Origin of the sequence: Hyphomonas sp. UBA4494 (assembly GCF_002388935.1) — a bacterium.
In the GTDB taxonomy this organism is placed as follows: domain Bacteria; phylum Pseudomonadota; class Alphaproteobacteria; order Caulobacterales; family Hyphomonadaceae; genus Hyphomonas.
Genome location: NZ_DGNK01000042.1, coordinates 31,470 through 51,430 on the forward strand (window position 1 = coordinate 31,470; position 19,961 = coordinate 51,430).

Below are 19,961 nucleotides of genomic sequence, written 5' to 3' on the forward strand. Positions count from 1 at the left end.
GATGACCAGGCTATTGACTTCACCTCTTGCTCTTGCCGCGGCGCTCGGCGCCCTGACCGTGACGGGTTGTTCCAGCGCGGCACCGACAGCCGTGCCGGCATCATATCTTCAGGGTACGCCGCTTGATCGCAATCCAATTACTGTTGCAAAGCGCACGGAATTTCTTGAGATCGACATTCACCCGGAGGCCAGCCAGCTGAGCCTGAGTGACAAGGCTCGCATCCAGAACTTTGTGGCCAGCTACCGATCGGTTGGCCACGGCCCGCTGATCATGTCGCTGCCGGAATCGTCATCCAATCCCCAGCTCGCGGTATCCGCCGTTGCTGAAGCCCGCGAAATCGCGTGGGAAAATGGCGTGGAGTACGAAGAGATCTCGGGCAGCAGCCATGGTGCAGAATCGACTGTGTCGGAACCGATGATCCTTGCTTATCAGGCCTATGATGCGATTGCGCCGGATTGCCCGTCGCTCGCCTCCCTGAACATGGCAGACATTTCATCCAACAATGAGTTGCCTACTCTTGGCTGCTCAATCCGGACCAATCTTGCGGCGATGATATCGGATCCCGGCGACTTGCTGGGCCAGCGCGCTTTGGATGAGGGCGATCCCGTACGCCGAAGCACAATCCTTGGAAAGTTCCGCGAGGGCGAGTCAACCGGCGCCGAGCGGAGCGATGCCGAGTCAGGTTCTGTGTCGACTGCGGTCGGCAACTAGTGGGGACGAGAAGGACTTAGTAGATAATGTCAAACGAAAACGCATTGTTCGACGACGATTTCGAGGACGTCTTTTCCGAAGATTCGATGTCCGACCACACACCGTCTGATATCGACCTCAATGAGGTTGACGACAGCGTGGACCAGGCTGTTGCCGAAGGCGCACCCATGGGCCTGACTGCAGACAATGATACGCATGGCCTCGGACATTCAGAGCCGAGCGGTGGCGACGTCATGTTGCCCGCCATATCCATCAAGCTGTTCTATGAGCGCGAGGAAACACGCGGTCTGCTGGAAGTCAGCGCGCAAGACCGACGTATGGGCCGAGCTACGGTCGAATGCATCCCCGGCGGCATTCCCGCGGCCATTGCGTACATGAGCGAGAATCCGACTCCCAATCTGCTGATGATTGAATCGTCGGAATCGGCTGGTCAGGTTGTTCGTGAAATCGATGCGCTTGCTGAGCATTGCGACGAGACTGTCAAAGTCATGGTGATCGGTGCCGTCAACGATATCATGCTGTATCGACAGCTCATTGCGCGCGGCGTGAGTGAATATCTGGTGCCGCCGTTCCAGCCCTTGCAGATCATCCGTTCAATCGGTGAGTTGTTCGTCAACCCGGACTCGCCATTTGTCGGAAAGCAGATCTCTGTTGTGGGCGCAAAGGGCGGAGTAGGGGCCTCGACAATCGCGCACAATTTGTCTTGGGCGCTTGCTGAAAACGTCAAGGTCAATACCACGCTCGTGGACCTGGACCTTTCCTTCGGAACGACGGCTCTGGACTTCAATCAGGAGACACCTCAAACGGTGGCTGATGCGTTGCTCGCACCGGAGCGCGCCGACGAATCCGTTATTGAACGTTTGTTGGCCAAGCCGACAGACCGCCTGTCCCTGTTTACAGCGCCTGCGACGATCAACCAGATTATGGATATCCCGGACGAAGCCTACACGACTGTGATCGAGGGTGTACGGCGCAATGTGCCCTATCTGGTGCTTGACTTGCCACACATGTGGTCAAGCTGGATGCTCAGCACATTGATTGGATCCGATGAAGTGATTGTGGTCTGCCAGCCAGATCTCGCATCGCTTCGGAATGGCAAGAACATGATTGACCAGCTCAAGGCGAAGCGGCCGAACGACCACCCACCGCGCCTCGTCCTGAATATGAGCGGAGTGCCAAAGCGACCGGAAATTCCGGTCAAGGATTTTGCGGCCGCCATTGGTGTAGAGCCAGACGTTATCCTGCCTTTCGATCCTGAACTTTTCGGTACTGCAGCGAATAACGGTCAGATGATCTCTGAAACGGATCCGGCGTCGAAGTCGGCGCAGGCGATCGACCATCTGGCATCCACGCTGACAGGCCGGGCGGTGGAGCCTCAGGAGAAGTCGTTCCTTAAGAAATTGCTGGGAAAGTGACCCCTAGGGGGAATTTCATATGGCCTTTGGAAAACGACCTGCCTCAAGCGCGCAACTAACAGCACCAGCGCCAGCTCCAAAGCCGGCCCCGGCGGCTGAGGTGAAGCCGAAGCCGACGCCCAAAAAGCCACCTGTGCCCGACCCGGTGCCGGTGAAGGGCGCGCCGAAACCTCCGTCGGCGGGTGGTTCCAAACCCGTGCGCGTGCAGGCGCCGGAAGCCAAGCCGGAACCGGTTCGCAAGGTGAACCAGCAGTCAGACCAGTATTATGCGACGAAGATGACCATCTTCAATGCGTTGATCGACACGATCGACCTGTCGCAACTCGCTCAGCTGGATGCCGAAAGCGCGCGTGAAGAGATCCGCGACATCGTCGTCGAGATTATCAGTATCAAGAATGTTGTAATGTCGATTTCCGAGCAGGAACAACTGCTCGACGACATTTGTAACGACGTTCTGGGGTACGGCCCGCTGGAGCCATTGCTGGCGCGCGATGATATCGCCGATATCATGGTGAACGGTGCCGATACGACCTATATCGAGGTCAACGGCAAGATTGAACGCACCAATATCCGGTTTCGTGACAATGCCCAGCTGATGAATATTTGTCAGCGCATTGTGAGCCAGGTCGGCCGCCGCGTAGATGACTCTTCCCCGATCTGTGACGCCCGCCTTCTGGACGGCTCACGTGTGAACGTGATTGCCCCGCCGCTGGCGATTGATGGGCCAACGCTCACAATTCGTAAGTTCAAAAAGGACAAGCTGCGCCTGCAGGATCTTGTGAACTTCGGGTCCATTTCAGAGCCAGGCGCAGAACTTCTGCGTATCATCGGACATTCGCGCTGTAACATCCTGATCTCGGGCGGTACCGGTTCCGGGAAGACCACGCTGTTGAACTGTCTGACCGGCTTTATCGATCCGACTGAGCGCGTAATTACATGCGAAGACTCGGCAGAGCTTCAGTTGCAGCAGCCACATGTGGTGCGCCTGGAAACCCGCCCGCCCAATATCGAAGGCTCCGGCGAGATCACGATGCGCGAACTGGTCAAGAACTGTCTGCGTATGCGTCCTGAACGGATCATTGTGGGCGAGGTGCGTGGACCCGAAGCCTTCGATCTGTTGCAGGCCATGAACACCGGCCATGACGGCTCGATGGGTACGCTGCACGCGAACAGCCCGCGCGAAGCCCTCAGCCGTGTTGAATCCATGATTACGATGGGTGGCTTTTCGCTGCCAGCCAAAACAATCCGGGAAATGATTGTTGGTTCAATCGACGTGGTCGTTCAGGCGTCACGCCTGCGGGATGGCTCGCGTCGTATCATGAATATCACCGAAGTCATGGGCCTCGAAGGCGAAACGATCGTGTTGCAGGATGTCCTGAAATACGAGATCGACGGCGAAGACGAAGACGGCAAGGTACTTGGCACGCATAGAGGCACAGGTGTTGGCCGTCCGCGCTTCTGGGAGCGTGCTTCTTATTACAATATGGAGCGCGACCTGGCCGCAGCGCTCGATGCATTGGGGTCCTGACGCATGGACGCAAACATGTTGATCTACGTCATCGGCGGGCTCGCTTTTCTGACAATTGCTGGTCTTGGCATCGCCTTGACCGGTGACAAATCCGACGCCGCGCGCAAGCGGGCCAGGGCGATTGGCACGGGTGGATCCGGCGCGAGCAAGCGCGACAAGGCAATGGACGAAAATGCGAAGCGTCGGCAGAAGACTCAGGAAATGCTGGATACGATGCGCAAGCAGGACAAGGAGCGTCGCAAGTCCATTCGTCCACAGAATCTCAGCTCTCGCCTGACGCAGGCAGGGCTGGATGTGCCTGTTTCCGCCTTCTGGATTTTCTCACTTGTGCTCGGCATGGCGCTCGGCGGCACAGTCTATATCCTCGGCTTCGACGGGCTCGTGATCAGCGGCATTTCGTTCAAGAGCCGGCCAGCGCTGGTCGGAGGTGCCTTCTTCTTCGGCGCCGTCGGCTTGCCGCGGATTTTGCTCGGCATGGCTACCAATGGGCGAAACAAGAAAATGATCAACCAGTTTGCGGACGCGCTGGACATCATTGTGCGGGGTGTGAAATCCGGTCTGCCGCTGAACGAGTGCGTTCGAATCATTTCCAAGGAATCACCTGAACCCCTGCGTTCGGAATTCGCCATGTTGACCGACAACCTGTCCATGGGGGCAGGGCTGGAGCGGTCGCTGAACACTTTCTACAAGCGCGTGCCGCTTCAGGAAGTGAACTTTTTCATGATCGTCCTGATGATCCAGTCGAAGGCTGGGGGCAACCTGTCTGAGGCCCTAGGCAACCTGTCGAGCGTCATTCGTGCTCGCAAGATGATGCGCGAGAAGGTCAAGGCCATGTCGTCCGAAGCCAAGGCATCGGCCATGATCATTGGGGCGTTGCCCTTTGTCGTGGGCTCTCTCGTCTACATGACGACACCCGCCTACATCATGCAGTTGTTCACGACGGATACGGGTCATCTGTTTCTAACCATCGGTGTGGTGATGATGTCCATGGGCATCCTGGTCATGCGCAAGATGATCAATTTCGATTTGTAAGGGACAGAGATGACGGACATTCTTGCATCACTGGCCAAGCCTGACGCGATCGCAGCCCTGCTGATCGCGCTCGCTGTCTTTGGTACGGTCATATCCGTGTTGCTCCCCTACTTGCAGACCGACAAGCTTGAGACGCGCCTGAAGGCGGTCACCGATCAGCGGGAAAAGCTGCGCAAGCAGAGCCGCGCAGCTCTGGACAATCCCAAAGGTCTTCGTCGAAAGGACGATTCTGTTGTCGGAAACATTTCGTCGAAACTGAACCTAGCGAAGGCGCTGGAAGATCCCAACATCGTCAACAATCTTGCCAAAGCGGGCCTTCGCGGCCCTGGGCCATTGTCGGCATTCTACTTTGCACGGATGACCATGCCGTTTGTCGGCGCGTTGCTGATGTTCTTCTACATCTTTTTCGTGAACGATCATGGCTTTGCACCAGTCTTGAAATATGGCTCATTGCTGTTTGGCGCGGCGGCCGGTTTCTACGCCCCCAATATCTATATTTCCAATGTCGCCCAGAAGCGTCAGCAATCCATCATGCGGGCATTTCCGGATGCGCTTGATATGCTGTTGATCTGCGTGGAAGCAGGCATGTCCATCGAACTCGGCTTTTCCAAGGTCAGTCAGGAAGTCGGCTCGGCATCTTCCGAACTTGCTGAGGAATTTGGCCTGACGGTTGCGGAGCTATCCTATTTGCCCGAACGTCGCCAAGCCTATGAAAACCTCGCCAAGCGAACCGGCAATGAAGGTATCAAGGCAGTCTGTATGGCGTTGGGCCAAGCCGAACGCTACGGTACACCGCTGGGCGATGCGCTCCGTGTGATGGCGAAGGAAAACCGGGACATGCGCATGGCGCAGGCGGAGAAGAAGGCAGCAGCCCTTCCAGCTCAGCTGACCGTGCCAATGATCCTGTTCTTCCTGCCCGTGCTTTTCCTCGTGGTGCTTGGCCCGGCTTATATCGGGTTCAAGGCTTCGCAAGCCAGCGACGAGGCGTCAGTGCCATCGATCGAGCAGTCGGATACGAACTGGGGCTGAGGTCCGGGTGACTTCAGTGAAGCGCGCTCGCTGGCTGGTCCGGCGGGCGCGTTTCGTTTCTGAAGGGATGGTTTCGTCAGCCAGGCGTTCTGCGCAACCGCAGGCCGGTTGCAGCCGGAGCAGGGGCGCTATCGTCGCTCTCCGCTTCAGACGATGGGCCTGCCAAGGCGAGAGTCTCTGATTTGACGGGTTTGGTGACACTGGCTTTTGGTTGGGTCGTCTTTGCAGGAGCAGGGGGCTCCACGGCCTCGGGCGCCTCTTGCAGCGCATCCCACGACCGGACTGGTTGGACCATTTCCTGTAGCAGGGCGGTATTCTTCTTTACGATGCTCTCGGGCGCATAGCGGCTGCTGACCTCAGCCATTTCCTCGTACCGGCCTTGCAGTCCCAGTACCAGGGCGAGGTTTTCGGTCACGCGCAAATCAGCATCGGGCTGGTCGGCGGCCAGTCTCAGTTTCGCCTCGGCGCCCGGCAAGTCTCCGGCGAGTGCCAGAGACAGGCCGTAGTTCGCGAGTGTCACAGTGCGAGTCGGTTCCAATGCCAGCGCCTTGTCATAGGCGGCCTGCGCCATGCCGTGGCGTTCCATCTTGTCCAGCGTGATGCCGAAGGCTGACCATGTGTCGGGGCGTTGAGGTGCTACAATGGCGGCTTTTTCAAAGGCACGCGCGGCGCCGTTCAGGTTGCCCTCGGCGGAAAATACCTTGCCGAGTGCCATCAGCAGATCCGGATTTTCCGGATGCATGACCAGGGTCTGAGAAAGGACTTCGATCGCGCGCTCATTCGAGCCGATGCCGCGTAGCGCAGAGACGAACGTCATCGCCACGTCCAGATTCTTGGGATCCTTGGTGTGCTCATTGGCCCAGAAATTGGCCTTGGTCAGCGGATCTGAATTGTTTGCCGCTTCAATCTCTTCCGGGGTGGCGGGTTTCATCGCATCTTCAATTGCGCGGGCCATCTCTGCCTGGGCCTCTGCTTCAGGGTCTGGGGCAGATGCGCAGGCGCCCAGCGCGAGGATCAGCGCAGTCAGTGACGTTTTGGCTCTGGACATGAGCAGGCTCCGGGTTTGTATCTGAGACACTGCCAGCGAGTCTGGACTGAATGGCGTCAAGGATCAGTTAACGCCTCAGCAGATTCCATTAACTCTTCCCCCTGAAAGGGCTGAATTCCATGCACAAGAGCTTCACCGCCGACCCGAAGGGCGCCGTTGACGTCTTCCTCTACACTTCCAAAGCCTTCAAATCACTGGAGAACGATCCGTTCCCCTCCGCACGTGCCATTGCTGAAGGGCAGACTTTTACAGGCGCAACAGGGCAAGTCGTTCTGGTGCCGGGGGAGGCAGGCGGTCTTGCCCGGGTGCTGTATGGACTGGGCAAGGGCCAGGATGCGCTGGCTGTGGCTGGCCTGTCGGCAAAACTGCCAAAAGGATCGTATCGCATAGCCGAGGCAGGTGGCATGGCGTTCAGCTCGGTTGCGGCCGGTTGGGCAGACGGTGCGTACCGGTTCGACCGATATCTCAAAGACAAGGCGACGCCGCCTCAGCTGGTGATTCCGGCAGACGAAGATGCCGACGCGCTGAGCCGCGAGGCGGATGCCTGCGCGCTCCTGCGCGATCTGGTCAACACGCCTGCCGCCGATATGGGCCCGCAGGACATTCAGGCCACGATTTCAAACCTTGCGGAACGCTTTGGCGCGAAACTCACCACAATTGTCGGGGATGCACTTCTGGAGGCGAACTATCCGATGGTGCATGCGGTTGGCCGGGCCGCGACGTTCGAGCCACGCTTCATGGAGCTGGAATGGGGCGACCCGTCCCATCCAAGCCTTGCCCTTGTGGGGAAGGGGGTGACATTCGATTCCGGTGGACTGGATCTCAAGCCTGGATCGGGCATGCGGATCATGAAGAAGGATATGGGTGGCTCGGCGCACGTGATTGCGCTGTCGCAACTGATCATGAGCGCGAATTTGCCGGTTCATTTGAAGCTCTACGTGCCTTCGGTGGAAAATGCCGTGGCCGGCAATTCTTTCCGACCGGGCGATGTGCTGTCCAGTCGCAAGGGCCTGACGGTCGAGATCGACAATACAGATGCCGAGGGACGTTTGATCCTTGCGGACGCACTTGCGCGGGCCTGTGAGGAAGAGCCGGACCTGCTGATCGATTTCGCTACATTGACGGGCGCCGCGCGCGTGGCGCTGGGGCCGGATCTTGCACCTTTCTACACCGATGACGAGGACATGGCGGACGCAATGGAAGCGGGTGCCAAGGCATCCGGCGACCCGGTCTGGCGCATGCCGCTCTGGGACCCTTATCTCGCGGATCTGAAGAGCCCGATTGCCGACCTCGTCAATTCGGGCGGGCGATTTGCCGGGTCCATTACGGCGGGCCTGTTCCTGAAGGAGTTTGTCGACGCCAAGAGCTGGATGCACTTTGATGTCTGGGCCTGGCGGCTCGGCAAATATGGTCGTCCGGAAGGGGGCGCGCCTTGCGGCCTGCGGGCGGTTTGGCAGATGCTCCAGACGCGGTACAGTTAGTCTTCGTATTTTCGAGGGACGAAATCATGTTAAGAACATATTGGTTGGCCCTGACGGCTTTCCTGCTGCCGGTCAGTGCCTTTGCTCAGAGTTCGGACATGGTCCGTGTGCCTGCGCAAATTGATGAGGGTGCTATTCCTCTTCATGGCGGATATGCACCCGGCGCGGATGGCGGGGAAATCTGGACAGATGTCGGGACCGAAAGATGGGTGCGGAATGTCACTCAGCCGACACTCTTGCCGGTCCTGCCAGATGAAGAAGTCGCGACCGGTGCGGCAGTCATCGTGGTGCCGGGCGGCGGGTTTCAGTTCGTGTCCATCGACAATGAAGGCTATCCGATCGCGCAATGGTTGGCGGACCGGGGTATTGCGGCGTTTGTGCTGAAGTATCGAGTGATGGAAACGCCGGTGCCGGAAGACGAATTCTCCGTACACATGGATCGCATGTTCGCCCCAACCCCTGAGACGGTGCCAATCGACATTCGCGAAGGACTATCTGTAGCGGTCGTCGATGCACAGGCCGCGTTGGAACTTGTCGAAGCCCGCAGCGAGGTGTGGGGGATCGATCCGTCGCGGATCGGTATGCTCGGCTTTTCAGCCGGGGCCATGACAACACTCGGTATCACGTTGAAAGACGGCGACGCGCCGCGTCCGGATTTTATCGGCTATATTTATGGGCCCATGACGCCGGTCGATATTTCAGGAGAAGTCCCGCCCATGTTCGCGGCGTTGGCGGCCGATGATTCCCTGTTTGGAGATCAGGGTTTTGGTCTTGTTGAATCCTGGAAAGATGGTGGGGGAGCCGTAGAGCTGCACTATTATGCAAGCGGCGGGCATGGGTTCGGATCGTACAAGCGCGGTGTGACGGCTGATGGCTGGTTTGATCAGTTCATCAGCTGGATGAAAGCGCAGGGCCTGCTGGACATTCCAGTCGAGGAGTAATCCGCACGCTCTCGCTCTTGTCAGTCGATGATTTCAGGGCTCAGCACGCGTACTTTCGACAGGCGAATGGCTTCGCGGACGCGGCCGCGCAGAACGAGCGTGTCGATATTTTCCGGGTCGGCAGCCATTGCGGCGTCGATATCCGCCATGGCGAGATTCAACTGGTCGAGGTTGAGGTGGGCCTCGGCACGCAGCTGGCGAGCGATGCTCATGTTCGGCGCGAGCGTGATGGCGCGGTCAAGATCTTCCTTGGCTTCGGCCCAATCTTCCAGCATCAGATGGGCGCTAGCCCGATCCACGAGCAGATCAGGGATGCCGGGTTTCAGTTTCAGCGCATTGGTGAAGGTCACGATGGCTGCCTCCGGCGCGCCAGCCTGAAGCCAGGCGTTGCCGGACTGGGTGAGATATTCGGCGCGCTGCTCGACCGACCCGCCATCGACCGAATTGGCGAGCTGTTCCAAGCGCGCCGCACCTTCATCTGGACGGCCAAGCGCGATCAGCGCCATGGCCGTACACTGGCGCGCGCCCGGCCGGTTGCCCTGATAGATCCAGGCAAGCCCATCCTCATAGGCTTCCTCGGCATCCACTTCGATCTTGGCGACGCAGGCTTCGAGCCGGTCGGCTTCGCGCGCCTCAATAGTGGCGCTTGAGGACTGCGTCATCGCCAGTGTTGCGATGGCCAGGGCAAGGATGGACATGGATCAAGCGCTCCGGAAACTGTACACGGGTCTTAGACCCGACAGGAGCGACCAGCGCAAATGACAGATACGACATCTCTGCTTTTTGTTTTTGGGCTTGGTTATAGTGCCCTGCACTTGGCCAGACGGCTGAAAGCAAAGGGAATACAGGTCTCTGGCACCGTGCGAAGCGAGGACAAGGCGGCGACCCTGCGGGCCGAAGGTATTGCCGCACAGGTCTGGTCCGGGCAGGGGCTGCCGGATATTCCAGACGGCGCCCATTGGCTGGTGACCTTGCCGCCGGATGAGGGCGGATGCCCGGCGGCGCGTGTCGCGACCTATTCGGAGCCGGGCGCCGCGAGCATGACCTATCTGTCTACTACTGGGGTCTATGGTGATCTTGGCGGTGGTTGGGCGATGGAATGGAGCCCCGTTAATCCGGGGTCCGACCGGGCAAAGGCGCGTGTGCTGGCAGAGCGGCAGTGGATGGACGCGACCGATGGCGCGGCGCGGATTGTGCGCCTGCCGGGCATTTACGGGCCCGGTCGCTCGCCCTTTCAGAAGCTGAGAGATGGGAGGGCACATCGTGCGGTGAAGCCGGGGCAGGTCTTCTCCCGTGCGCATGTAGACGACATTGCCAGCGGATTGGAGGCGTTGGTCCTGCGACCGCATCTGCATGGAATTTTCCATTTGTGTGATGATCAGCCCGCGCCACCGCAGGATGTGACGGCGTTTGCGGCGACCCTCCTCGGCATTGCGCCGCCGCCGGAAGTCCCGTTCGACGAGGCAGACCTCAGCCCGATGGCGCGCAGTTTCTATGCCGAATGCAAGCGGGTCTCCAATGCGCGCGCGAAAGCGGCGCTCGGCTGGCGGCCGGTACATCCGACCTATCGAGAGGGGTTATCTGCTGTATTGACTGCAGAATGCGGAACGGATTGAAAATTTTTTGATGTTTTCCTCCACTTTCGCGGGATTGTGGTAGGCTCCCTCTCAGGGTGTGGCCGTGACGAATGTTCGTCAGCTTCTGGCCACATGAGGGACAAAAATGACTTCAAGATATTTGCTGCTCGCGGCAAGCCTGATCGCGTTATCAGGCTGCGCGTATACTGACAAGTTTGGAAGCGCGGAGGAGCCGGTAGCGGCTGAAACCGCATCTGCGGCTGACGCCGAGATGAGCTTGGCCGAGATCACAGAGAAAGCTGGCGCGCCATTGTTCGACGGCATGGGGGATTTTCATCGCCCCATCACCACGTCGAATCCGTATGCGCAGAAATATTTCGATCAGGGCATGGTGCTGGCATTTGGCTTCAACCATGCCGAAAGCATCCGCTCTTTCCGGGCGGCTCAGACGCTCGACCCGACCTGCGCCATGTGCTTCTGGGGCGAGGCGATGGCCACCGGCCCCAACATCAATGTGACCAGCAAGGGCAAGGCCGTGATGTCGGACGCAGACCGGCAGTCGGCTTTCGCGGCAATTGTCAGGGCTCAGGAATTGTCAGGTGGTGCGACGGAGCAGGAGAAGGCGCTGATCGTTGCCATGGCTGCGCGTTACAATGGTGATCCGTCCACGTCGCGTGAGCCGCTGGATGTCGCCTATGCACAAGCGATGGGCGACTATGTGGACTCAAATCCGGCGGATGATGATGCCGCGGCAATGTATGCCGAAGCCTGGATGAACACGATGCCGTGGGATTACTGGTCGGCTGATGGCGCGCCGAAGCCGGACACGGTGAAGGTGATCGAATCTCTGGAAGGCATTATTGAGCGGTCGCCGGAGCATCCTCTGGCGTTGCACCTCTATATTCATGCGGTCGAGGCTTCCCAGGATCCGGGCCGTGCGGAGGACGCGGCCGACCAGCTCGCCGATCTGGTGCCGGGGTCTGGCCATCTCGTACATATGCCGGCGCACATCTACTGGCGTGTCGGGCGTTATGATGATGCCGCAAAGGCGAACATCACGGCGGCCTCCGTGGATGAAGCCTATATCGCCCAATGCAACGCGCAGGGATTTTATCCGGCGATGTACTATCCCCATAATATCCACTTCCTGTGGGCGGCGGCCAGCATGTCAGGTCAACGCGATATGGCCATCGACGCCGCGCAAAAGGTTGCAGACAATGTGAGGCTGGAGCAGATTGAGCAATTCCCGACCGTGGAATTCTTCAAGACCATTCCGATTCTGGCTCAGGTCCAGTTCGGCCAATGGGATGACATTCTTGCGTCCGATGCGCCGCCGGAGTCGCTTGATTACTCAAATGCCATCTGGCGTTACGCCCGGGGCGTAGCGGCGGCTCGTTCGGGCGATGTGACAAGCGCTTCAGGTGACCGGGCTGTGCTGGCCGGTCTGAAAGACAGTGTCCAGATCAGCTTCCTCGATACGGCGGACTATCCGGCAAGCGTGTTGCTCGGCATTGCCGATGCGCTCCTGCAAGGGGAAATCGCCATGGCAGAGGGCAACCCTGAACAGGCGATCCCGCATTTTGCGGCGGCCGTCACCGCGCAGGATTCGCTGCCCTATATGGAGCCGCCCTTCTGGTATTATCCGACCCGGCAGTCGCTCGGAGAGGCTTACATTGCCGCGGGCAAGTTCGCCGAGGCCGAAAGCGTGTATCGCAAAGACCTTGAAGAGTATCCGAGAAATGGGTGGTCCATGTCGGGTCTCGTCAAGGCGTTGGAAAGCCAGGGCAAGACCGAAGCAGCCGAAGAGGTAGAGAAGACGTTCGCGATTGTCTGGCGCCATTCCGATATCGAACTGGACGGCTCCCGGCTCTAGCCTCACGCACGAAAAAGCCCCCTCCGTGAGGAGGGGGCAGTTGCAGGGGATATTTTCTTCTCTTGACTATGCCGTTACGGAATCGCGCTGGCGCTCGTGTTTGCCTTCGCAAATCTCTTCAACGATCTTGGCGTTGAAGTCGCCAAGGTCATCCGGGGAGCGGGAAGTCACGAGGCCGCCATCGACGACGACGGATTGATCCTTCACAATGCCGCCGGCATTCTTGAGGTCCTGCTGGATCGCCGGGAAGCCGGTGACTTCGCGGCCATTCACGAGATTGGCCGAGATAAGAACCTGTGGGCCGTGGCAGATCGAAAAGACCGGTTTCTTCTGGGTGAAGAAGTCCGACACAAAAGACTTCGCCTTGTCATTGGTGCGTAGCGCATCCGGGCTGAACAGGCCGCCGGGAATGAGCAGCGCGTCGAAATCCTCTGCCTTCGCATCGTCGAGGGACAAGTCGACCTGGTATTTGTCGCCATGTTCGCGGTGTTGATTGGCGTGGATGAAACCCTTCTCTGTCGAAACGATCATCGTTTCGCCGCCAGCTGCCTCAATAGCTTCCTTCGGGCTGGTGAGTTCGATTTCCTCGAATCCATCTGCAGCGAGAATTGCCATTTTCCGACCTTGGGCGCGTTGATTTGACATATAACATGTCTCCTTGATCTGGTGTGGTCACCGCGCTGCGACCTTTGGTGGGGGAGCGCGGGCGGACGGAACATCCCGTCCTGCACAAGATCAATGACTGGCCGGGGCCATCGTTCCGATTAACTCGCGGAAAGGTCAGGGACGCGTTGCAGTGGCGATTTCGGCGCAGGTCGTCTTCAGTCGCGCGATGTCCTGTTCGCGGGACAGGCGATGATCGCCATCCTTGATCAGGGTAAAGACGAGATCCTCGCTCGTGATCGTGTCGACGAGTCGTTCCGCATGCTTCCACGGCACGTCGGCGTCCTGCATGCCCTGCAGGATGCGGACGGGGATGTCGAGCTCGATGGGCGCGTCAAGGATCTGCCAGGTTCGGCCATCCTCGATCAGGGCGCGAGTGATGGTGTAGGGCTCATCATAGTCCGAGGGCCGCTGTGTGAAGCCCTGTTCCATGATCTCTGACTGCGCTTCGGCGGAGAATTCCGGCCACATCAGCTTTTCGGTAAAGTCCGGTGCGGGAGCGATCAGGACAAGACCCGCCACGCGGGCAGGGCGGGCGAGAGCGGCGAGCAGGGCCATCCAGCCGCCCATACTGGAGCCGACAAGCACGATCGGCCCGGTGCTGTGTACGTCAATGGCGGCGAGCGCGTCCGCGCGCCAGGCCGAGATGGTGCCGTCCTCGAAGGCGCCATCGGACTGGCCATGCCCGGAATAGTCAAAGGCGAGGAAGCCGTGCCCGGCCCCGGTGGCCCAGGCCTCGAGTTCGGTCACCTTGGTGCCGCTCATGTCGGATTTGAATCCCGACAGCCAGACAAACGTGAGGGGCGAATGGGTCGGGGCCGAGGCGCGATGAGCGAGGCGGCGACCCTCGGGAGAGGTGAAATAGGTCGTTGTCATTCCTCTCCCGTTCCGTCATCTGTCTCGCCTGTCAAGCGAGTGGAGGGATTACGACTTGCCCGATTTTCCGGATTTGACTGGCAAGACCATTCTCCAGGTGGCCCCTGAATTGTCGGCTGGTGGGGTGGAGCGTACCGTGCTCGAAGTCACCGAAGCCATCATACAGGCTGGCGGAAGGGCTCTGCTGGCCAGCAGGGGCGGTCGCCAGGAAGCTGCCTTCGAGGCCCTGGGCGGTGAGTTGTTCCGGATGGACGCCAAATCCAAGAATCCGATCACGCTGAAACGGAATGAAGGCAAACTGAAACGCATGATCGCGCGCGAAGGGGTAGACTTGGTCCATGCCCGGTCGCGCGCGCCAGCCTGGAGCGCCTATTGGGCCGCCAAAGCGATGGATGTGCCGTTTGTGACCACCTATCACGGGGCCTATTCGGGCAAGACCAAACTCAAAAAGCGCTACAATTCGGTCATGGCGCAGGGCGACATCGTGATCGCCAACTCCAACTGGATCGCCGAGCATGTGAAAACGGAGCATGGTGTGCCATTCGAACGCGTGGTGACCATTCCGCGGGGTGTCGACCTGGAGGCGTTTGATCCGACCACTGTGCCGGTCGCGCGGGTGAAAGCCATTCGCGAGGCGCTCGGACTTGCGGATGATCCGCGGAAGATATTGCTATTGCCGGGACGCTTGACCGAATGGAAAGGGCAACTCATTGCTATCGAGGCGCTGGCCATGCTGGCATCGGATGAGCGCGACAAGCTGGTGCTCGTGCTGGCGGGCGACGCGCAGGGGCGTAATGCTTATGTTACGCGGCTGGAGCACGCTGTGGTGGCGCACGGGCTGGACCGGGGTGTCATCATGTCTGAACACATTACCGATATGCCCGCGGCCTATCTGGCAAGCGATATCGTGCTGGCGCCATCGGTGCGACCCGAAGCGTTCGGGCGTGTGGCCGCCGAAGCCTCGGCCATGGCGCGTCCGGTGATCGTGCCTGACCATGGCGGCGGGCGGGAAACCGTGATCGAAGGCGAGACGGGCGCACGGGTGGAGCCGGGCAATGCACAGGCGCTTGCAGGCGCTATTCGGGCCCTGTTGTCGGTCGGTCCACTGGCGCGCGATGGCATGGGCCGGGCGGGACAGGCACATGTTCGACAGCATTTCTCAAAGCAGGGGCTTCAGGCGGCGACACTGGGAGTCTATAAGACCTTGCTGGAGTAGGGGAAATCGAGGCTCGCATGGCAAAACCGGTCAAACCGGCAAGTCCCGTCAATCCGGGCGCAAAAGCCCTCAATGTGCTGGTCATCAAACTCAGCGCACTGGGCGATTTTGTGCTGGCATTGGGCGCGATGAAAGCAGTGCGCGAGATGCACCCGAAGGCGCGCATCACGTTGCTGACCACGCCATTCTTCAAGGAATTTGCCGAACTTTGCCCTTATGTGGACGCGGTGGAGACCGACGGGCGGCCGGATAGCATGAAGGCAACGGCTGCGCTGATTACCCGTATCCGTAAAGCCAAATACGACATCATCTATGATTTCCAGACCAGCGGACGCACGAAGAATTATTTCACCGCACTGAGCAAGACCGGCAAGGCGCCGCTCTGGTCGGGCCATCATGAAAAGGCGGCGTTTTTCCACGACAATGGCGAGCGCGCCACCATGCATTCGATTGACCGACTGGCAGAACAGCTCGAAGTGGCTGGCGTGGCACCGGGCGGCCGCTGGCTGGGCAATTCCGCGCCAAAGCCAGATCTTTCCTGGGTGCGGCCAAAACTGCGCGACGCACCGCGATTGCAGCCAGCCTATTTCAGCCTTGAAGAGCCTTACATGTTGTTGATCCCGGGCGCCTCGGCCCATCGGGAGGCCAAGCGATGGCCCGTTGAAAACTATGCGGAATTGGCAAAACGGGTGGCCGATGCAGGCATTACGCCGGTTATTATTGGCGGCAAGGATGAGGGCCCCCTGGCGCATGACATCGTGCGTAAGGAGCCGCGCACAAAGAGTCTGACCACGCGCACCGATCTGTTCCAGATCGTGACCCTGGCGGAAAAGGCGCTGTTTGTGGTCGGGAATGATACCGGCCCGATGCATATGGCGGCGATTGCCGGCGCGCCGGGCGTTGCTCTGTTCGCGCTGACCGAGAGCAATCCTGACCATGCGGCCCCGCGCGGCGACACGACCATCATTATCAATTCAGCGCCCACGCTGGCCGAGTTGAGCGTCGACGATGTCTGGCAATCGGTTCGGGCTTTGGGTGTGCTGCCATCTTGACGGGATCGCGGAAGTATAGAATGCCCGTCCGCCTTGAAGATGCCTGCATTTACAGGCATATTGAAGCTTACCGAAATAGCGACAAAGGAGATTCGCCATAGCTCGCAGACCAGACACCGGTGGACCACAGAAATCCGCTGGCCCACGTATCAATGACGACATCCGCGCCGCCAAGGTTCTCTTGATTGATGAGAATGGTGAAAAGCAGGGCGTGATACCCATTATGGCTGCCATGGACGCGGCCCGCGAAGCAGGCATGGACCTGGTGGAGGTTTCACCGAACCAGGAAGTCCCCGTCGTCAAGATTCTAGACTATGGCAAGCTCCGCTTCGAAGAACGCAAGAAGAAGGCGGCTGCGAAGAAGAAGCAGAAGTCTTCAGAACTCAAAGAAATCAAGATGCGCCCGAATATCGACACCCATGATTATGGCGTGAAGACGAAAGCGATGACGCGCTTTTTCGAAGGTGGCGACAAGGTGAAAGTGACCCTGCGCTTCCGTGGTCGCGAAATGGCCCACCAGCATCTCGGCATGGAATTGCTGAAACGCGTCCGCGACGATTTCGATGAAATGGCAAAGGTTGAACTCGAGCCGAAGCTCGAAGGCCGTCAGATGACCATGGTGCTCGCACCGCGCTAAAGCCAGCGCTGCTGACTCCAGCACAATAAGCCGGACGGGCCCTGCGCCCTCCGGTTTTTTTGTGTGTGGCGTGCGGAGAGACAAGGCCGCAGGGAAGGGGCGTTCAGGAGCAGAGCAGGTTGCGACCCTGTCTCTTCCGCCTGCCGGGACTCGTCAGGTCCCCATCCCGGAGAATTTGCGCCCCGGGATGACCTTCACAGATTATTGCCTGTGGGTCCCTGTCGAGTTCACGGCCCCACTTCTGCAGCAGCGACAGTCAAACGGCGGGGGAAAGCTTTATCTGCATCCCCGCCGCCAAGCATTTACTGACCCGCTTCGATGAAGGCGCGTACATCGTCGGAGAGTTTCTTTCCGTCGCTTTCGGCCAGGTACATCATGTGACCGGAATCGTAATAATCGAACTGGACCCGGTCGAGCACGACACCGTTCTTGTGCAGGGACATTTCCGCGCCGAAGAAGGGCGTTGCCAAATCGTACCATCCCGAGGCGAGCAGCACGCGCAGATCAGGATTTTCGCGCATGCCTTTGCCGAGCCATGGCGTGACATTCACATAGGATGGCCAGCCGCGCTGGTTCACATCCCAGTTCCATTGCGAGCCGGGTTCTCCCGTCAACACCTTGTACGGGCGGGTGAAGTCCACATTCAGCTCGCGGGTCAGATAGTCATTGATCGCAGCGACATAGGCGACATCCATGCCATAGCCGGACGGGTCGTTTTCGGGCGTGTCGGCCGTACCTTCACTGTCGACGCCCCGGTACCGGCTATCAAAACGGCCAACCGTGAAGCCTTCTCGGCGCAGCAACTCCTTGCGGAAGCGAGCTGGATCAACGCGGAGATTGGCAAGGCGGATCCATTCCGCTGAGAGCCCGATGAAATCGCTCATTTCGCCGGCGATCCGGGCCTCGTCGGCCTCGCTCAGCGTTGAGCCACGGATCAGGGCAGGGGCCAGAGTGTCGGTGGCATAGGTGCGGGCGTCTTCGATGAAGGCATCGAAATCATTATTCCACTTTGCCTTGTTGGCTTTGTCATGATGCCAGGCGGTGGCGGCCTCGGTCGGGAAGAAGGCGAGATGGGCCGTGTCATTGCCAGGCGCAAAGCGCGCAGTCTGGAAATCAAGGATGGCCGAAATCAGGATCACGCCATTGAGACCGATGCCGTTCCAGCCGCCTTGCAGCTTTTCGGTCAGCGCTGCAGCGCGGGTGGTGCCGTAGCTTTCGCCAGCCAGGTATTTCGGGCTGTTCCAGCGGCCATTCTCGGTCAGCCAGATGCGGATGAATTCGGCGATGCTCTCGGCGTCTTCATTCACGCCATAGAATTCCTTGCCCTCGGTCTCGCCGAGTGGGCGCGAATAGCCGGTGCCGACAGGATCAATGAAGACGAGGTCGGTGACATCAAGCAGGGAGTTCTGGTTGTCGCGAATTGTGTAGGGCGGCGCACCGACATCGGACGCATCGGACGGGGTAATCACCTGTTTCGGACCGAACGCGCCCATGTGTAGCCAGAGCGAAGCTGATCCGGGCCCGCCATTAAAGACGAAAGTGACCGGGCGCTGGGCGGCGCTGGTCGTGCTGGTATCGATATAGGAGACCGAGAAGACTGAGGCGGTTGGCTCGTCCTTGTCGTCGCGCAGATAGGTCTCGCTCGCGACGGTCTCGTACTTCACCATCTTGCTGCCGAGCCGGAGCGAATGGTCAGAGGTGAAGACCCGCGCCTCCGGCACCTCAGGCGCGTCTTTCGGCCCGTTCCCGGCGTCTTCAGCTATACTTGGCATGACAAAGATCGCCATGCAGGCGGCGAGAAGTAGCGTGCGCATGAAAACAGCCCCTGAAACTTTATAACAATTTGCGACTTTATTCAGGCGAGGGCGCAAGGGCAATAGCCGCACGGTCCTGGACCCGTTTGAGTTTTCCGCATTTCGGAGTTACGCTTTCAGGCAGGGGAAAGCCTATGGATATCGTCTTGCTTTTAGGTCTGCTTGCTTTGCCTTTCCTTGTCTGGCGGGCTTGGGTAGGCCTCAAAATGCCAAAGCGGCGAGCCGAACGCGAAGCACGCCGCCGTGCGGTGCGAAATCGCCTGCAGTAACAGCATGTCGGCCTCTTGATTCTCTGCCCCTGATCCGTCATAAGCCGCCTCTTCCGAGCGGTTTGGGCGAACGGCATGCCCTCCAGCTCATGAACCCTGGGCCGCCTATACGGTGTGAGCTCGACGACAGGAGAGATGAAATGCCGAAGATGAAGACCAAAAAGGCCGCTGCAAAGCGGTTCAAGATCACGGCAACCGGAAAGCTCAAGCACGGCGTCGCTGGTAAGCGTCACCGCCTGATGAGCCACAATTCGAAGTACATTCGTCAGAACCGCGGCACGAAAGTCGCTTCTCACGCTGATGTTGCTCGCGTTGTGAAGAAATTCCTGCCTTACGGCCTCTAGGCCCGTATCCTTCAAGATCTTGATTTAGGAGGCCTAAGATGCCCCGTTCACGTAACAAAGTTCCCGCCCACGCCCGCCACAAGAAGATTCTGAAGCAGGCAAAGGGTTTCCGTAACCGCCGCAAGAATACGTTCCGCATCGCGCACCAGTCCGTCTGGGAAGCCGGTCAGTACGCTTATGTCGGTCGTAAGGTCAAAAAGCGGAAGTTCCGCTCGCTCTGGATCCAGCGCATTAATGCCGCTGTGCGAATCCACGACGACGAAATGAACTATTCCCAGTTCATCAACGGCCTGACCAAAGCCGGTATCGAAGTTGACCGCAAGGTCATGTCCGACATCGCCATCCGCGAGCCGGAAGCATTTGGCGCCTTGGTCAAACAGGCCAAGGCTGCCCTCGCTTAACCTGCCCGCAAGGCACAAGTGACAAAGCCCGGCCCTCAAAGCCGGGCTTTTTC

At 59.2% G+C, this 19,961-nt stretch carries 19 protein-coding genes; 14 read left to right on the plus strand and 5 right to left on the minus strand.

Features of this window, described 5'->3' with window-relative positions; genetic code table 11:
• Position 1 precedes the first annotated feature (1 nt).
• Genes B2P82_RS15840 through B2P82_RS15860 form a run of 5 tightly spaced genes read left to right on the plus strand, consistent with a single transcriptional unit; the run spans position 2 to position 5,716 of the window.
• The gene (locus tag B2P82_RS15840; protein WP_051607962.1) at positions 2-712 is read left to right on the plus strand and encodes a CpaD family pilus assembly protein; all 711 of its coding nucleotides are present in this window, start codon (positions 2-4) and stop codon (positions 710-712) included.
• A 26-nt stretch (positions 713-738) separates the two neighbouring features.
• Positions 739-2,127: a CpaE/TadZ family protein gene (locus tag B2P82_RS15845; RefSeq protein ID WP_290497968.1), complete on the plus strand. Its 1,389-nt coding sequence runs from the start codon at positions 739-741 to the stop codon at positions 2,125-2,127.
• A 19-nt stretch (positions 2,128-2,146) separates the two neighbouring features.
• Positions 2,147-3,655: a TadA family conjugal transfer-associated ATPase gene (locus B2P82_RS15850; protein WP_414652057.1), complete on the plus strand. Its 1,509-nt coding sequence runs from the start codon at positions 2,147-2,149 to the stop codon at positions 3,653-3,655.
• 15 nt (positions 3,656-3,670) lie between these two features.
• On the plus strand, positions 3,671-4,687 hold the full coding sequence (locus B2P82_RS15855; RefSeq protein WP_290497971.1) for a type II secretion system F family protein: 1,017 nt from the start codon (positions 3,671-3,673) through the stop codon (positions 4,685-4,687).
• Between the two features lie 9 nt (positions 4,688-4,696).
• Positions 4,697-5,716 (plus strand): type II secretion system F family protein, encoded by a 1,020-nt coding sequence (locus tag B2P82_RS15860; RefSeq protein ID WP_206992165.1) that lies wholly within the window; start codon positions 4,697-4,699, stop codon positions 5,714-5,716.
• Positions 5,717-5,792: 76 nt separating this feature from the next.
• On the opposite strand, the gene B2P82_RS15865 is transcribed toward B2P82_RS15860, so the two are convergent.
• Positions 5,793-6,764, minus strand: coding sequence for a tetratricopeptide repeat protein (locus B2P82_RS15865; RefSeq protein WP_206992166.1), 972 nt, complete (start codon positions 6,762-6,764; stop codon positions 5,793-5,795).
• A 119-nt stretch (positions 6,765-6,883) separates the two neighbouring features.
• Here B2P82_RS15865 and B2P82_RS15870 point away from each other — a divergent pair, with 119 nt between their 5' ends.
• Together B2P82_RS15870 and B2P82_RS15875 are read left to right on the plus strand one after the other, a co-directional pair.
• Positions 6,884-8,245, plus strand: coding sequence for a leucyl aminopeptidase family protein (locus tag B2P82_RS15870; RefSeq protein WP_290497977.1), 1,362 nt, complete (start codon positions 6,884-6,886; stop codon positions 8,243-8,245).
• 26 nt (positions 8,246-8,271) lie between these two features.
• The gene (locus B2P82_RS15875) at positions 8,272-9,186 is read left to right on the plus strand and encodes an alpha/beta hydrolase (RefSeq protein WP_290497978.1); all 915 of its coding nucleotides are present in this window, start codon (positions 8,272-8,274) and stop codon (positions 9,184-9,186) included.
• Between the two features lie 20 nt (positions 9,187-9,206).
• Here the strand turns inward: B2P82_RS15875 and B2P82_RS15880 are convergent, their stop codons facing one another.
• Positions 9,207-9,884 carry a tetratricopeptide repeat protein gene (locus tag B2P82_RS15880; RefSeq protein ID WP_206992169.1) on the minus strand — a complete coding sequence of 226 codons (678 nt, stop codon included), beginning with the start codon at positions 9,882-9,884 and terminating at the stop codon, positions 9,207-9,209.
• A gap of 60 nt (positions 9,885-9,944) precedes the next feature.
• On the opposite strand from B2P82_RS15880, the gene B2P82_RS15885 reads away from it, so the two are divergent.
• Positions 9,945-10,802 (plus strand): SDR family oxidoreductase, encoded by an 858-nt coding sequence (locus tag B2P82_RS15885; protein ID WP_290497980.1) that lies wholly within the window; start codon positions 9,945-9,947, stop codon positions 10,800-10,802.
• A gap of 106 nt (positions 10,803-10,908) precedes the next feature.
• Positions 10,909-12,636: a tetratricopeptide repeat protein gene (locus tag B2P82_RS15890; protein ID WP_290497986.1), complete on the plus strand. Its 1,728-nt coding sequence runs from the start codon at positions 10,909-10,911 to the stop codon at positions 12,634-12,636.
• A gap of 66 nt (positions 12,637-12,702) precedes the next feature.
• Here B2P82_RS15890 and B2P82_RS15895 read toward each other — a convergent pair whose 3' ends face one another.
• Both B2P82_RS15895 and B2P82_RS15900 read right to left on the minus strand, forming a co-directional pair.
• On the minus strand, positions 12,703-13,281 hold the full coding sequence (locus B2P82_RS15895; protein ID WP_290497989.1) for a type 1 glutamine amidotransferase domain-containing protein: 579 nt from the start codon (positions 13,279-13,281) through the stop codon (positions 12,703-12,705).
• 135 nt (positions 13,282-13,416) lie between these two features.
• Entirely contained in the window at positions 13,417-14,175 is a 759-nt protein-coding gene (locus tag B2P82_RS15900) for an alpha/beta hydrolase (RefSeq protein ID WP_290497990.1), read from the minus strand.
• 55 nt (positions 14,176-14,230) lie between these two features.
• On the opposite strand from B2P82_RS15900, the gene B2P82_RS15905 reads away from it, so the two are divergent.
• From B2P82_RS15905 to infC, 3 genes are all read left to right on the plus strand, one after another.
• A complete protein-coding gene (locus B2P82_RS15905; RefSeq protein ID WP_290497991.1) occupies positions 14,231-15,391 on the plus strand; it encodes a glycosyltransferase family 4 protein in 1,161 nt (386 codons plus the stop codon).
• Positions 15,392-15,408: 17 nt separating this feature from the next.
• Positions 15,409-16,443 (plus strand): glycosyltransferase family 9 protein, encoded by a 1,035-nt coding sequence (locus B2P82_RS15910; protein WP_051607964.1) that lies wholly within the window; start codon positions 15,409-15,411, stop codon positions 16,441-16,443.
• 97 nt (positions 16,444-16,540) lie between these two features.
• Positions 16,541-17,080, plus strand: coding sequence for a translation initiation factor IF-3 (gene infC, locus B2P82_RS15915; RefSeq protein WP_349679760.1), 540 nt, complete (start codon positions 16,541-16,543; stop codon positions 17,078-17,080).
• Positions 17,081-17,382: 302 nt separating this feature from the next.
• Here the strand turns inward: infC and B2P82_RS15920 are convergent, their stop codons facing one another.
• Positions 17,383-18,894: a S10 family peptidase gene (locus B2P82_RS15920; RefSeq protein WP_290497994.1), complete on the minus strand. Its 1,512-nt coding sequence runs from the start codon at positions 18,892-18,894 to the stop codon at positions 17,383-17,385.
• A 409-nt stretch (positions 18,895-19,303) separates the two neighbouring features.
• On the opposite strand from B2P82_RS15920, the gene rpmI reads away from it, so the two are divergent.
• Complete coding sequence (rpmI, locus tag B2P82_RS15925; RefSeq protein WP_034816462.1) at positions 19,304-19,507, plus strand: 50S ribosomal protein L35; 204 nt, start codon at positions 19,304-19,306, stop codon at positions 19,505-19,507.
• A 38-nt stretch (positions 19,508-19,545) separates the two neighbouring features.
• On the plus strand, positions 19,546-19,908 hold the full coding sequence (gene rplT / locus B2P82_RS15930) for a 50S ribosomal protein L20 (protein WP_034816464.1): 363 nt from the start codon (positions 19,546-19,548) through the stop codon (positions 19,906-19,908).
• Positions 19,909-19,961 lie beyond the last annotated feature (53 nt).

What these genes read in the sequence shown, in the direction of transcription:
- B2P82_RS15920 (WP_290497994.1), bottom strand. Translation starts at nt 18,894, where the DNA reads ATGCGCACGCTACTTCTCGCCGCCTGCATGGCGATCTTTGTCATGCCA.
- B2P82_RS15880 (WP_206992169.1), bottom strand. Translation starts at nt 9,884, where the DNA reads ATGTCCATCCTTGCCCTGGCCATCGCAACACTGGCGATGACGCAGTCC.
- rpmI (WP_034816462.1), top strand. Translation starts at nt 19,304, where the DNA reads ATGCCGAAGATGAAGACCAAAAAGGCCGCTGCAAAGCGGTTCAAGATC.
- B2P82_RS15890 (WP_290497986.1), top strand. Translation starts at nt 10,909, where the DNA reads ATGACTTCAAGATATTTGCTGCTCGCGGCAAGCCTGATCGCGTTATCA.
- B2P82_RS15875 (WP_290497978.1), top strand. Translation starts at nt 8,272, where the DNA reads ATGTTAAGAACATATTGGTTGGCCCTGACGGCTTTCCTGCTGCCGGTC.
- B2P82_RS15865 (WP_206992166.1), bottom strand. Translation starts at nt 6,764, where the DNA reads ATGTCCAGAGCCAAAACGTCACTGACTGCGCTGATCCTCGCGCTGGGC.
- B2P82_RS15870 (WP_290497977.1), top strand. Translation starts at nt 6,884, where the DNA reads ATGCACAAGAGCTTCACCGCCGACCCGAAGGGCGCCGTTGACGTCTTC.
- rplT (WP_034816464.1), top strand. Translation starts at nt 19,546, where the DNA reads ATGCCCCGTTCACGTAACAAAGTTCCCGCCCACGCCCGCCACAAGAAG.
- B2P82_RS15845 (WP_290497968.1), top strand. Translation starts at nt 739, where the DNA reads ATGTCAAACGAAAACGCATTGTTCGACGACGATTTCGAGGACGTCTTT.
- B2P82_RS15900 (WP_290497990.1), bottom strand. Translation starts at nt 14,175, where the DNA reads ATGACAACGACCTATTTCACCTCTCCCGAGGGTCGCCGCCTCGCTCAT.
- B2P82_RS15895 (WP_290497989.1), bottom strand. Translation starts at nt 13,281, where the DNA reads ATGTCAAATCAACGCGCCCAAGGTCGGAAAATGGCAATTCTCGCTGCA.
- B2P82_RS15910 (WP_051607964.1), top strand. Translation starts at nt 15,409, where the DNA reads ATGGCAAAACCGGTCAAACCGGCAAGTCCCGTCAATCCGGGCGCAAAA.
- B2P82_RS15885 (WP_290497980.1), top strand. Translation starts at nt 9,945, where the DNA reads ATGACAGATACGACATCTCTGCTTTTTGTTTTTGGGCTTGGTTATAGT.
- B2P82_RS15840 (WP_051607962.1), top strand. Translation starts at nt 2, where the DNA reads ATGACCAGGCTATTGACTTCACCTCTTGCTCTTGCCGCGGCGCTCGGC.
- B2P82_RS15855 (WP_290497971.1), top strand. Translation starts at nt 3,671, where the DNA reads ATGTTGATCTACGTCATCGGCGGGCTCGCTTTTCTGACAATTGCTGGT.
- B2P82_RS15860 (WP_206992165.1), top strand. Translation starts at nt 4,697, where the DNA reads ATGACGGACATTCTTGCATCACTGGCCAAGCCTGACGCGATCGCAGCC.
- B2P82_RS15850 (WP_414652057.1), top strand. Translation starts at nt 2,147, where the DNA reads ATGGCCTTTGGAAAACGACCTGCCTCAAGCGCGCAACTAACAGCACCA.